The sequence below is a fragment of the Paenibacillus methanolicus genome (genome assembly GCF_008124765.1).
Lineage (GTDB): Bacteria > Bacillota > Bacilli > Paenibacillales > Paenibacillaceae > Paenibacillus_Z > Paenibacillus_Z methanolicus.
The window spans coordinates 199,011-212,208 of record NZ_VNHS01000011.1 but is presented as its reverse complement, the minus strand read 5'-3'; the positions used below and the strand labels follow the sequence as shown (position 1 = coordinate 212,208).

The 13,198-nt window shown below is 59.9% G+C and carries 10 protein-coding genes; all 10 read left to right on the top strand.

The window, feature by feature from the left end:
- The first annotated feature begins 36 nt into the window (after window positions 1-36).
- The 10 genes from BCM02_RS26960 (at window position 37) to BCM02_RS26915 (ending at window position 13,198) form a co-directional block, all read left to right on the top strand.
- Window positions 37-471 (top strand): PaaI family thioesterase, encoded by a 435-nt coding sequence (locus BCM02_RS26960; protein ID WP_148932237.1) that lies wholly within the window; start codon window positions 37-39, stop codon window positions 469-471.
- 116 nt (window positions 472-587) lie between these two features.
- On the top strand, window positions 588-785 hold the full coding sequence (locus tag BCM02_RS26955; RefSeq protein WP_148932236.1) for a hypothetical protein: 198 nt from the start codon (window positions 588-590) through the stop codon (window positions 783-785).
- Window positions 786-1,011: 226 nt separating this feature from the next.
- A complete protein-coding gene (locus tag BCM02_RS26950) occupies window positions 1,012-1,200 on the top strand; it encodes a hypothetical protein (protein ID WP_148932235.1) in 189 nt (62 codons plus the stop codon).
- A gap of 679 nt (window positions 1,201-1,879) precedes the next feature.
- Complete coding sequence (map, locus tag BCM02_RS26945) at window positions 1,880-2,623, top strand: type I methionyl aminopeptidase (RefSeq protein WP_148932234.1); 744 nt, start codon at window positions 1,880-1,882, stop codon at window positions 2,621-2,623.
- 136 nt (window positions 2,624-2,759) lie between these two features.
- A complete protein-coding gene (locus BCM02_RS26940; protein ID WP_187434424.1) occupies window positions 2,760-5,480 on the top strand; it encodes a CHASE3 domain-containing protein in 2,721 nt (906 codons plus the stop codon).
- Between the two features lie 265 nt (window positions 5,481-5,745).
- On the top strand, window positions 5,746-7,395 hold the full coding sequence (locus tag BCM02_RS26935) for a response regulator (RefSeq protein ID WP_148932384.1): 1,650 nt from the start codon (window positions 5,746-5,748) through the stop codon (window positions 7,393-7,395).
- Window positions 7,396-7,403: 8 nt separating this feature from the next.
- A complete protein-coding gene (locus tag BCM02_RS26930; protein WP_148932232.1) occupies window positions 7,404-9,194 on the top strand; it encodes a cache domain-containing sensor histidine kinase in 1,791 nt (596 codons plus the stop codon).
- Window positions 9,191-10,189, top strand: a complete 999-nt coding sequence (locus BCM02_RS26925; RefSeq protein WP_148932231.1) for a substrate-binding domain-containing protein — start codon at window positions 9,191-9,193, stop codon at window positions 10,187-10,189. The genes BCM02_RS26930 and BCM02_RS26925 overlap by 4 nt, the downstream gene beginning before the upstream one ends.
- Before the next feature lie 218 nt (window positions 10,190-10,407).
- On the top strand, window positions 10,408-11,481 hold the full coding sequence (locus tag BCM02_RS26920; protein WP_148932383.1) for a galactose ABC transporter substrate-binding protein: 1,074 nt from the start codon (window positions 10,408-10,410) through the stop codon (window positions 11,479-11,481).
- A gap of 229 nt (window positions 11,482-11,710) precedes the next feature.
- On the top strand, window positions 11,711-13,198 hold the full coding sequence (locus BCM02_RS26915; RefSeq protein ID WP_148932382.1) for a sugar ABC transporter ATP-binding protein: 1,488 nt from the start codon (window positions 11,711-11,713) through the stop codon (window positions 13,196-13,198).

The window sequence follows — 13,198 nt, the reverse complement described above, 5'->3', positions numbered from 1 at the left end:
GCTGCCGGCGAGACGGTTACGCGAGGAGGAGTGCGGATGAGCGAGCGCGGGAAATCCGGCAAGCAGGCGGCTCCGTCCGGGGGCGTCTTTCGCCTGATTGCGCCGGAGGGCGTCGACTTCGGCGGCTCCATCCGCTGCGGCCTGGTCCGCGCGGAAGCGGGCAAGGCCGGACTGTGCCTGGCGATCGGCCCCGAGCATATGAACTTGTACGGCATCGTGCACGGCGGGGTGCTCGCGACGTTTATGGACAACACGATGGGGATGGCGGCGATGCTGGCTTGTCCGGGCGAGAAGGTCGTCACGGCGCAATTGAACATCCATTATTTGCAAAGCGCGTCCGGGGGCGTGTTGACGTGCCAGGCGGAGCTCATTCACCGGGCGGGACGGACGCTGACGCTCGAAGGCCATATCTATGCCGAAGACGGGCAGCGGCTCGCCTGGGGCGGAGCGTCCTTTCGAAAAGTAACGTAATCGTTACAATGTTACAATTTTGTAGCGGGTTGGCCACCGCATTGAAAGCGTTCTCCCTTTCGCCTATACTTAGCCTATAACTGGAAAAACGGGCAGGGCGAAAGGGGAGCAAGATAATGGTTCATCCATGGGTAACGACGATGGTCATCGCATTCGGAATTCTGGTCGCCATTATCGGCGTCATCGCGTATCTGCGCATGTACAAGAACAGCGCCTGGTCGCCCGCCGGCGGCAAGCAAGCCGCCAATCGCCCCGCGCAAGCGGTTCCCCCGGAAGAGGAGGCCGTAAGCGCGGCGAAAAACGACAAAATGTGAGTTTCAAGGAAAATATAGGCCGTGTTCGCTTTTCAATCGCTAATTATAAATGTTATAATTAACTGACTAATAAGAATAGTCGTTCGTTTATGAGCAGCATGAAGTCGCCTAATTCAGTCGGCATGTTCTTTCTTCAGAGGTACCTAAGCGGCGCACACTTAACTCCGTCAGATAGCTCTCGTACTTGGATTGTTAGGACCGCCATCCGATGCTAGGAGGGGATTTCATGGCGAAACGAAGCCATAATGAAGTCAAAGAAAGCCTTAAGGAACTGACGAGAATTTTCCAACCGAAGGACTCACGCAAATTCGTACGCGATTACATCCGCAAATACCGCATCACCGGAGGCTATGAGGACGAGCTGACCATGCTGGTCGATCACGAGATGGGCCGTCTGAAATCTTCGGTAAGTTAAATACGCACAGGCAAAGCCTTGTCCGCTCTTTTTGGGACGAGGCTTTTTTATCGTTCAGGAAATTATGGTGCTCTTGAATATGTGGATAAAAGGAACGTAAAGCGTGTCCGCGCAAGCGGACGAAAGCGAGGATTAGAACCGCATCCCACTGATGGCTCGAATAAGCAGGTTTACGTCCGAGGCACACAGCCGCGAACGAAGCTCGATCAAGAGCTTTGTCCAAGCAACCTCCCCATAAACCAACTTCAGGACAACGCGGGCTCCGCGCGAAAGGACACATCGAAGACGGCCGCGTAGAAGGCGAGTTTATTTCGGGAGTCCAGAGGGACGAATCCCTCTGGTTCCCCTCAGCGGAGGGCAATGCTGTCAGGTTAAGGAAAAGCGTACGGTGAGGCCACCGGCTGCTAGCAGTTACCAGGCTTCAACACGCTTATGTCTAAGTAGGACTTAAGCCCACTGAAGCTTTGTCCGTCAGGACAAAAGCGTGCCCCACTCAGGCCCAGTCGCCTACCGCGAACAAGCGCGCCATCACGAAAAAGGGTGTCCAGAGGGCGAAGCCCTTTGCTTCCCCTCGGAGGAGGGGGAAGGGGGAAGGGGGAGGGAGAAAGGGGATCTGAAGGGGCGATGCCCTTTTGTTATATGTTCCGCGGACATCGATGGGCAGCAGGAGGGAGAACGGATGGCGGAATTGAAGACGGCGGCGGAGATCGGCCGCATTCGCAAGGCGGGCGCGATTATCGCCTCGTGTCACAAGGAAATCGCCAAGCGGTTGGCGCCCGGCGTCACGACGGCGGAGATCGACGCGTTCGCCGAGGCCTACATGGTCCGGCGCGGGGCCAGGCCTGCCCAGAAGGGCTACAAAGGCTACCGGTACGCGACGTGCGCATCGGTCAACGACGTCTGCTGCCATGGCGCGCCGACGAACAAGCCGCTTCGCGGCGGCGACATCGTGACGATCGACATGGTGGCGGAGTTGGACGGCTGGATGGCCGATTCGGCCTGGACGTACGCGGTCGGCGTCCCTTCGGCCGAAGCCGCGCGCCTGATGCGCGCGACGAAGCAGGCGCTGATGGCGGGCATTGCCGCGGCGGTTCCGGGGAACCGCGTCGGCGACATCGGCTTCGCGGCGGGAATGGCGGCGGAGCGGGCCGGCCTTGCGGTCGTCGAGAGCTTCGTCGGCCACGGCATCGGCCGTCAGATGCACGAGCAACCGCAGGTGGCGCACCGCGCGAGGCCCGGCACGGGCAAGAAACTGCGCGCCGGCATGGTGCTGACGGTCGAGCCGATTCTGACGCTGGGCACGCCGTATATCCGGCTGGATCCGGACGGCTGGACGGCGCGCAGCTTCGACGGCAAGTGGTCGGCCCAGTACGAGCACACGATCGCGATCACGGAGCGCGGGCCCGTTATTTTGACCGAATAAATCGATGATCGCCCCTCTCGCTCCGCGCGTCCCGGCAAGGCAAGATTCACGCTTCGGACATGGCACCCTGCCCCGTTCATCGTTTATAATGCGGGGAGAAATGTTTTACCACTATAAGACGGGGCAGGGAGCGGAAATGCAAAGTCGGTTACGTTTCGGCATTCGGGCGAAAATATTGACGGGCTATCTGGCTATCATCATGTGTTTACTGACATCGATCGTCGTCTTAGGCGATCGGCTGAATACGCAACAGGAGGAAGTCGCGTTCATAACCGAGCATGATTTCTCGGTTCAGGAGAAGACGAGCCGGATCGAGAAGGCGATGCTGGACATGGAGACGGGGCAGCGGGGGTTCGTCATCACCGGCAACCCGAGCTATCTGGTTCCCTACGATGACGGACATGCGAGTTGGGAGAAGGATTTGCACGAGCTGTACGACTTGATGGAGGACAATCCGGCGCAGCAGCGGCGGCTGGATTCGATCGAAGCCTCCATCCGGAAGTGGATCGAGACGGCGGGCGATCCGATCGTCGCGCTGCAGAAGGAAGGCCGCGACGAGCAGGTGAAGGCCTTTTTCCAACGGGACGCCGGCAAAACGGTATTCGACGAGGTGCGCAAAAAGTTCGAGGATTTCCGTCTTGTCCAGCAGCAACTGTCCGATGCTCGCGTCGCCGAGCTCGAGGAGCAGAGCCTTATGCTGCGCTGGGTGCTGCTGTTGGCCATCGGTCTGACCGTATGCGTGGCGGTGGCGCTGGGTCTGTTCACCGCCGGCGCGATCACGCGGACGATTCGGGACGTGAAGGAGGCCATCGACGAAATCGCCGTCTCGAACAGCGCGAGCGGGCGGCGCATCGTCGTACATACCAATGATGAGATCCGCGACCTGGGCGAGGCGACGAACCGGCTGCTGGAGAGCAAGGAACGCGAAGCTTGGCTGCAGACGACGCAGACCGAGATCGTCAGCGCCCATCAGGGAGTTACGGACATGGATCGGCTCGGGCGGTCCTTCCTTGGCATGATGGTACGGCAGACGGGCGCCGACTGCGGGGTGCTGTACCACCGGAGCGACGATCGCAAACGGCGGCGGCTCGAGCGGCTGGCGGTCTTCGCGGTCAGCGGGGAAGCGGATGCGGCGCCGGCTTACCGGCTCGGCGAAGGACTGGTCGGCCAATGCGCGCTCGAGCAGCGAATCTTGGAGCTGAAGGGGACGCCGCCGTCTTACTTGCGGATCGCCTCCGCGCTCGGGGAAGCCGACCCGCAGCATGTGCTGGTCGCGCCGGTCGTGTTCGAGGGCGAGACGATCGCCGTGCTGGAGCTGGCCGCCTTCCGGCCGTTCGCGGCGACGGAGCGGTCGCTGCTCGAGAAGGTGATCGGCACGTTCGGCGCGACGATGAACGGCGTGGAGAGCCGCGACCGCATCGAGCGGCTGCTGCGCGAATCGCAGACGATGATGGAGGAGTTGCAAACGCAGCAGGAAGAGCTTCGGGCCACGAACGAGCAGCTCGAGGACCGAACCCGGTTCGCGGAGGAGAAATCGCGGGAGCTGTCGCTGATCCAGACCGAGCTGGAGAATTACGCGTCGGAGCTGCAGCAGAGTTCGCAGTACAAATCCGAGTTCCTCGCCAACATGTCGCACGAGCTCCGCACGCCGCTGAACAGCATGCTCATCCTGTCTCAGATGCTGGCGGAGAACGCGCACGGCACGCTGCAGCCGGAGGAGCAGAACTACGCCCGCGTCATCCACGAGGCCGGCGGCGATCTGTTGCTGCTGATCAACGACATTCTCGATCTTTCGAAAGTAGAAGCCGGCAAGCTGGATATTCACGTCGACCAAATGGACACGACGGAGCTGCCGTTCGTCATGGAGCATCATTTCCGCCCGCTGGCGGAGAAGAAGAGGCTGGCCTTCGCCGTCGAGCGGGACCCGGCCATACCGGACTTTATCTATAGCGATGGACTGCGCGTCCATCAGATCATCAAAAACTTATTATCCAATGCGATCAAATTCACGGAGCGGGGCGAAGTGCGGCTGACGCTGCGGCCGTTCGATCCGGAGCGGGATGCGGACGCGGCTAGACGCCTCCCGGGACCGGTCTCGCTCGTCGTTTCCGTCGCCGACACGGGGATCGGCATCCCGCCCCATATGCACGAAGCGGTCTTCGATCCGTTCCGCCAGGCGGACGGGACGACCAACCGCAAATACGGGGGCACCGGGCTCGGGCTGTCGATCTCCAGGGAGCTGTCGAAGCTGCTGCGCGGCCATATCGCGCTCCGCAGCGCCGAGGGAAGCGGATCGACGTTCACGCTGTATTTGCCGTCGTTGACGGATGGCGCGGGCGAAGGGACGGGCTTGGCGAACATCGCGATCCGGCACGTCGGCGGCGCGGGCGGGTATGGGGGATCGACAAAGCCGAGGCCGAGCGCAAGCGAAGCGGAGACGGCGGCGGCCGCCCTGCAGCCCGCGGAAGCGGCGCGCGGGCAGTTCGCCGGGCGAAGCGTGCTCATCGTCGACGACGACGTGCGCAACGTCTTCGCGCTGACGAGCGCCCTGGAGAAGACCGGCTTCGCGGTTAAGGCCGCCCATGACGGGGAGGAGTGCTTGGCGCTGCTTCGGCAGGGGATATCCGTCGATCTCGTGCTCATGGACATTATGATGCCGGTTATGGACGGCTACGACGCGATGCGGGCTATCCGCTCGCAGCCGCAATTCGCGCGGCTGCCGATCATCGCGCTGACGGCGAAGGCGATGAAGCAGGACCGCGAGCAGTGCTTGGCGGCCGGGGCCTCCGACTATATCAGCAAGCCGATCGACATGTCCCAGCTGCTCTCGCTTATTCAAGTGTGGCTGGTCAAATAGGCAAGGCGGAAGTCCGCGCGCCCGGCAACGGGGGCGCGGACTTTTTGGTTGCTTAGAAACTTATGCAACTGAGGGGCGAGGATGAAAAGAGGGATTTGGAGGGCGAAGCCCTTTTTGTTAGCGCGAATTTCGGTTTGTAACGGCCGCGCCATTCGGTATAATGGGGCATGACTGTATGAGGGAGGGCGGCGCTCGCGTCGTTCTTCGCTCGTTCTAGCCATTGCCGTCATATATCCGCCAACGATACAAGGAGGAAACATAGATGTTGTACAAGCTGCTGCTTGTCGATGATGAAATTGATGTTCGGGAAGGGCTGCTGCAGGAGATCGACTGGGCGGCTCATGGCTTCGAGGTCGTGGCCACCGCCGAGAACGGCCGGGAGGCGTCCGAGCTCGTCGAACGGCTGATCCCGGACGTCGTGCTGACCGATATCAGCATGCCGTTCATGGACGGGCTCGCGCTGTCGGAGTGGATTCGGCGCGAGTATCCGAATACGCGCATCGTCCTGCTCTCGGGCTTCGACGAATTCGAATACGCCCAGCGCGCCATCAAGCTGGAGGTCGACGAATACGTGCTCAAGCCGTTCGACGGCGCGCAGATCGCGGCGACGCTGGCCAAGGTGAAGGCTCGCATCGACGCGGAGATCGCGCGCCGCGAAGACATGGAGCTGCTGCGCGAGCATTACCGGACGAGTCTGCCCGTGCTGCGGGAGACGTTCCTCGCCTCGCTGCTCTCGCGGAAGCTGCCGGGCAGCCAGATCGCGGAGAAGGCGCGCACCTACGGCCTCCAGCTGGCCGGATCCGGCTATCTCGTCTCGGTCATCAGCCTGCAGACGGGCCAGGAGGCGGCATCGGCCAAGCCGGGCGGCGGGCGAATGAGTTCGCTGCTGGCCTCGGACGACCTGGACCTGCAGCTGTTCGCGGTGCTTAATATCGCCGAGGAACTGTGGAACAAGCAGGGGCTCGGACGGGCGTTCATCCACCAGGATCATATCGTGCTGCTCTCCATCTCGGCCGAGGCGGATCATGAAGCGCTGCTGCGCGCGACGCTCGCGGTGCTGCAGGACACGATCGATCAGATCGAGCGTTTCCTGCAGCTGCCCGTCACGGTCGGCGTCGGCGAGCCGGTCTCCGGCCTAGCCGAGCTGAAGCGCGGCTACGAAGGGGCGCTTCAGGCGATCGATTACCGGGTGCTCGAGGGCAGCAACCGGATTATCTATATCGGCGACGTGGAGCGGCGGTTCGTGAACCGGCTCCGCTTCGACGAGCTGAAGGAGCAGGAGCTCGTCCGCTCCCTGAAGCTAGGGACCGGCGACGAGGTGCGCCAGGTCGTGCACGAACTGTTCGAGGAGATCGCGCGGACCGAGACGTCGTACAAGGACTATCAGGTGTACGTCATCGAGCTGCTGACCGCCGTGCTGAAGGCGGCCAAGGACGCGGATGCCGATCTCGAAGGCCTGTTCGGCGGCAGCGGCAAAATTTTCGCCGAGATCGAGAAGCAGGGCAGCATCGAAGCGACCCGGGAGTGGTTCGGCAACCTGTGCGTCAAGCTCGCGCAGACGATCTCCAGCAGCCGGCAGCATTCGTACAGGCAGCTCGTACAGCAGGCGATCGACTTCACGCGGGCCAATTATGCGGACAGCAACATTTCCGTCAACCAGGTGTGCGGGCATTTGCACATTAGCGCGGGCTACTTCAGCAGCGTGTTCAAGAAGGAGACGAAGCTGACGTTCGTCGCCTACCTGATGAACATTCGGATGGAAGCGGCGAAGGAACTGCTGCGCGCGACGGATCTGAAGGCGTTCGAGATCGCGGAGCGGGTCGGCTTCTCCGATCCGAACTACTTCAGCTTCTGCTTCAAGAAGCAGGTCGGCATCTCGCCGAAAGAATATCGCAACCGCTCCCAGGAGGAGTGAGGCCGCCCATGCGCAGGAGCATTCAATTTATCCTGACGGTCTCGTTCTCGCTCCTCTCCGTCGCGATCATCGCGTTGTTCGGACTACTTCTCTACGATAAATTCTCGCAGACGGAAGAGCAGAGCGCCATTCTCAGCACGCAGCAGATCGTCGAGCAGGTCAGCTACAACCTCGAAGATTACGTCGGCAGCATTACCGAAGTATTCCGCGTCATCGACCAGACCGTCGCCAACGCCCAGGGACGTCCGGGGGAGACGGTGGCCAGCGAGCTGAACGCGATTCTCCGCACGCGCGAGGACATCGTGTCGCTAGCGCTGTTCACCGAGAGCGGGGAGCTGATCGAGAGCAACCCGAGACAGACGGTGCGCGACTCGATCACGCTCAGCGAGCAGAGCTGGTTCCGCTCGGCGGTCGACACGCCGAACCATCTCAGCTTCTCGCTGCCGCATATTCAGAATATTTATCACGGCTCGTACCGGTGGGTCGTCTCGATGAGCAAAGGCATCACGATCAAGCGCGGCGGCGTCACCCAGAACGCCGTGCTGCTCGTCGACGTCAATTTCAAGCAGATCGACGAATTGAGCCAGCGCGTCAGCCTGGGCCAGAAGGGCTATGTATACATCATCGACGACTCGGCGGGCAACATCGTGTACCATCCGCAGCAGCAGCTCATCTATATCGGACTGAAGTACGAGAACGTCGAGCAGGCGCTGAAGTATGCCTATGGCTCCTACATGGACGACTCGACCGGCGAGGACCGCCTGATTACGATCAAGACGGTCAACAACATCGGCTGGAAAGTCGTCGGCGTCTCCTACATGGACGAGGTGATGACGAGCAAGCAAGAGGTCGGGGATTACACGCTCCGCATTCTGGCGCTCGTGCTGCTGCTCGTCCTCATTATCTCCGCATTCATGTCCGCGCGCATTTCGCGTCCGATCAAACAGCTCGAGAAGGCGATGAAGTCGGTCGAACGGGGCGAATTCGGCACGCCGGTGCAGGTGAAGGGGGCGCTCGAGGTAGAACGATTGTCCCAGCGGTACAACATGATGATGGGGACGATCAAAGGACTCATGAACCAGATCGTGCGGGAGCAGGAGGCTAAGCGCAAATACGAGCTCGAGGTACTTCAGGCGCAGATCAATCCGCATTTTTTGTACAACACGCTTAATTCGGTCGTCCGCATGGTCGGCATGAGCAAGAACGAGGAGATCGTGCGCACGATTACGTCGCTCTCCAAGCTGTTCCGCATCAGCCTGAGCAAAGGGCAGGCGATCATCACCGTGCAGGAGGAGATGGAGCATGCCCGCAACTACCTGACCATTCAGGAGATCCGGTTCAAAAATAAATTCCGCTTCACCGTCGAAGCCGACGACGACGTGCCGCACGACCGGACGCTGAAGCTCATCCTGCAGCCGATTATCGAGAACGCGATCGTGCATGGCATCGAGCGGATGGTCGACGAAGGCGAGATCGAGGTGCGGGCGATTGCGGCGGGCGATCGGGTCCGCTTCACGATCCGCGATAACGGCCTGGGTATTCCGCCGGCCAAGCTGGCCGCGTTGAACGCGGGACGCGAGATCGCGCCGGAGCCGTCGCCGGCCGGCGGCGCGCAGCCGGTCAGCTCGGGATCGGGGGTCGGCGTGCACAACGTGCGCGAGCGCATCCGGTTGTATTACGGCGAAGAATACGGGCTGACGTACGAGAGCGAGCTGGAAGAGGGGACGACGGTGACGATCGAGATTCCGAGAAATACGGACGGCGCGGACCGCGCATTGCGAGAGGAGGAAGCCGAATGACCCGGAACGAGAAATTCGGCTACGCGCTGCTGGCGGTCATCGCGGCCTTCGCGATCGCGGGCATTCTCTATTCCCTTCTGCCGACGGGCGAAGCCGAGGAGCGGGTCGGTCTGCAGGGCGAAGCGCTCAATCAGCCGACCATCACCCTCGTCCTGCGCGAGCAGGAGAGCGACTTCTGGGAGACGGTGCGCATGGGAGCCGAAGCGGCGGCCAAAGAGTTCGGCGCGAACCTGACCGTGACGGCGATGCCCGACAGCGACGATTCCGCCGGCCAGATCAAGCTCGTCCGCCAGGCGCTGGCGGATAAGACGCGGGCGCTCGTCGTCGCGGCGGCCGACGACGGCGACATGGCCAATGCCATCACCGGCGTGCGGATTCCCGTTATCGCCATCGACACCGACATTAATGCGGGGGCGGTCCGCTCCTATATCGGCATCGACAACTATGACGCGGGCAAGAAGGCTGGCGAACGCATCATCGAGCAGCTTGGCGAGCAGGGACACGTCGTCATCCTAAGCTCGGTGAAGGACGACCGGAACATGGAGCAGCGCATCCGCGGCATTCTGGATACGTTCAAGCAGGCGTCGTTCATCACGGTGCTGGACAACCGCTACTGCATGGCGGGCATCGAGGCATGCGAGAGCGTAACGCGCTCCCTGATGGACGCGACGCTCGTGGACGGCATCGTCGCGCTGAACGCCGACGCGGCGATCGGCGCGGGGCGGGAACTCATCCGCCGCGGGGAAGAAGACCGAGTGAAGGTGGTGGCGTTCGAGAGCGCCCACGAGGAGCTGGAGATGCTGCAGGACGGGGTGCTCGAGGCGACGATCGTGCAGAATCCGTTCAGCATGGGCTACCTCGGCGTCAAGCATGCGATGCAGGCGATGGAGGGCGAGACGATTCCGCCGCGCGTCGATATCCATACGAAGATCATCGACCGCGACAATATGTTTTGGATGGACAACCAGAAGATTCTATTTCCGTTCGTCAAATAAAACATTGAATATTCCATCAATTCCGACATGTTTCGACATGTCTTTTTTTTATGAAAACAGATGAGAATTTCGATAGAAAACAGGAGAATATTGAATTCGTTTTCCTCTCACAATCGCGCATAATAAATTCAGCAGGCGAGAGAAACACTACGAACGCAGGCATCCAAAAAGAACATGAACGATTTAAAGGGAGGTTGTTCTTCTTGAAAAAGACAAAAATGACGGCCATTGTACTCGCTAGCGTATTGGCGGTTGGCGCGCTGGCAGGCTGTGGCGGCAACAACGAAGGCACCAACAACGCGGGTAACACGGGCACGAACGCGGGAACGAACGCAGGCACGAACGCGGGCGACAGCGCAGAACTTCCGAAAGTCGGCGTGGCCATCTACAAATTTGACGATACATTCATGACGGGCGTTCGCAACGCATTGAAAGACGCGGCGGCGGGCAAAGCGGAAGTCGACATCGTCGATTCCCAGAACTCCCAACCGACGCAGAACGATAAAGTAGACCTGTTCCTCAACAAAGGCTACAAAGCGCTGGCGATCAACGCGGTTGACCGTACGGCGGCAGGCGTTCTGATCGACAAAGCAAAAGCAAAAGACGTACCGATCGTGTTCCTGAACCGCGAGCCAATGGCAGACGACATGAACAAATGGGATAAAGTATACTACGTCGGCGCGAAAGCCGAAGAGTCCGGCACCATCTCCGGCCAACTGATCGTCGACTACTGGAAAGCAAACCCGAAAGCCGACAAGAACGGCGACGGCAAGCTTCAATACGTTATGCTCAAAGGCGAGCCGGGACACCAAGATGCCGAGCTGCGCACGAAATTCTCGGTTAAAGCCGTAGAAGACGCGGGCATTCCGGTTGAGAAGCTGGCTGAAGATACGGCCATGTGGGACCGCGTTAAAGGCCAAGAGAAAATGGCGGCATTCCTCGCTTCCCAAGGCGACAAAATCGAAGCGGTCTTCGCGAACAACGACGACATGGCGCTCGGCGCGGTCGAAGCGCTCAAAGCGGCTGGCTACTTCACAGGCGACAAATTCATGCCGGTTGTCGGCGTAGACGCAACGGCGCCTGCGATCCAAGCGCTGCAAGACGGCACGCTGCTCGGTACGGTTCTGAACGACGCGAAGAACCAAGGTAAAGCTACGCTTGAGCTGGCAGCGGTTCTGGCGAAAGGCGAAACGCCTACGAAAGAAAACACGGGCTATGACCTGACAGACGGCAAATACGTCTGGATCGCATACAAGAAAATCACGAAAGACAACATTGCCGACGCTCAATAATCCAAGTTTTACGCAGATTCAACGCGATGAAGCGTGCTGCGCCCCAGGGCGCAGCCGTTTCATCTAAATATAGGAATTTATAAGTTTCACGGTTATAAATCAACCTCTATTTCACCGGAACGAAACACGCGTCGCCGCTAAAAGACGGCGATGCCGTTTCGCCTTGTGTATATAGGTTTCAAGGCACAGGAGGCGTATCAAAGTGGCGAATACCCCGTTCATCCTAGAGATGAATCACATTTCCAAATCGTTCCCGGGCGTTAAAGCGCTCGACAATGTGACGCTGAAGGTGCGTCCCGGCACCGTCCACGCGCTTATGGGCGAGAATGGCGCGGGCAAATCGACGCTGATGAAGTGTTTGTTTGGCATCTACACGCCGGATGACGGCGAAATTATTTTCGACGGACAGTCCGTCAAGATTGCAGATTCGAAAGATGCACTTAATCGCGGTATCTCGATGATTCACCAGGAGCTTCACCCCGTTCCGCACCGGAACGTCATGGATAATCTCTGGCTAGGCCGTTATCCGATGAAAGGCTTCGGCCCATTCCGCTTTATCGACGAGCGCAAGATGCTGCAAGAAACGAAAGCGGTGCTCGCCGAGCTCGAAATGACCCTAGACCCGCACGTCAAAGTCGGTTCCTTGTCCGTCTCCAACGTGCAGTCCATTGAAATCGCCAAAGCCGTGTCGTACCGCGCCAAAGTCATCGTTATGGACGAGCCGACTTCCTCGCTTACGGGCAACGAGGTCGAGCAGCTGTTCAAGATCATCAACAAGCTTCGCGCGCGGGGCGTCTCGATCATTTATATTTCGCACAAAATGGAAGAAATTCTGCGCATCTCCGACGACATCACGATCATGCGCGACGGCAAGCTGATCGGCACGTGGCCGTCCGCGGAAATGACGATGGACCTCATCATCTCCCGGATGGTCGGCCGCGAACTGAAAGAGCGGTTCCCGGAGCGTACGAACGTGCCTGGAGAGCCGATCCTGAAGGTCAACAATCTGACGTCCACGCAGGCGCTGTCCTTCAAGGACGTGTCCTTCGAGCTTCGCAAAGGCGAAATTCTCGGCGTCGGCGGTCTCGTCGGCTCCCAGCGGACCGAGCTGATCGAAGCGCTGTTCGGCCTTCGCGGCGTCGCATCCGGCACGATCGCCATCAACGGCAAGGAAGTCAAGATCAAGTCGCCGGTGGAAGCGATTGACCACAAGATCGCGCTGCTGACCGAGGAACGCCGCGTAACCGGTATTTTCCCGGTACTATCGATTAAGGAAAACACGGCTATCGCAAGCCTGAAGCAGTACCGCAACAAATTCGGGCTGCTGAGCGACCGCAAGATGCGCAAGGATGCCGCGGACAACGTCACGCGGTTCCGCACGAAGACGCCTACGATCGACACGCCGATCAAGAACCTCTCCGGGGGTAACCAGCAGAAGGTATTGCTCGCGCGTTGGCTCCTGACCAACCCGGACATTCTCATGCTGGACGAACCGACCCGGGGCATTGACGTCGGCGCCAAATACGAAATTTACATGTTCATGACCGAACTTGCGAAGCAAGGGAAAAGCATCATTATGATCTCGTCCGAGATGCCCGAGCTGCTCGGCATGTCCGATCGGGTCATGGTTATGTGTGAAGGACGTATGACGGGCATCGTCGATGGGGCGACTGCTACCGAAGAAGATATTATGCGGCTTGCCGCCCAACGCGGCTGA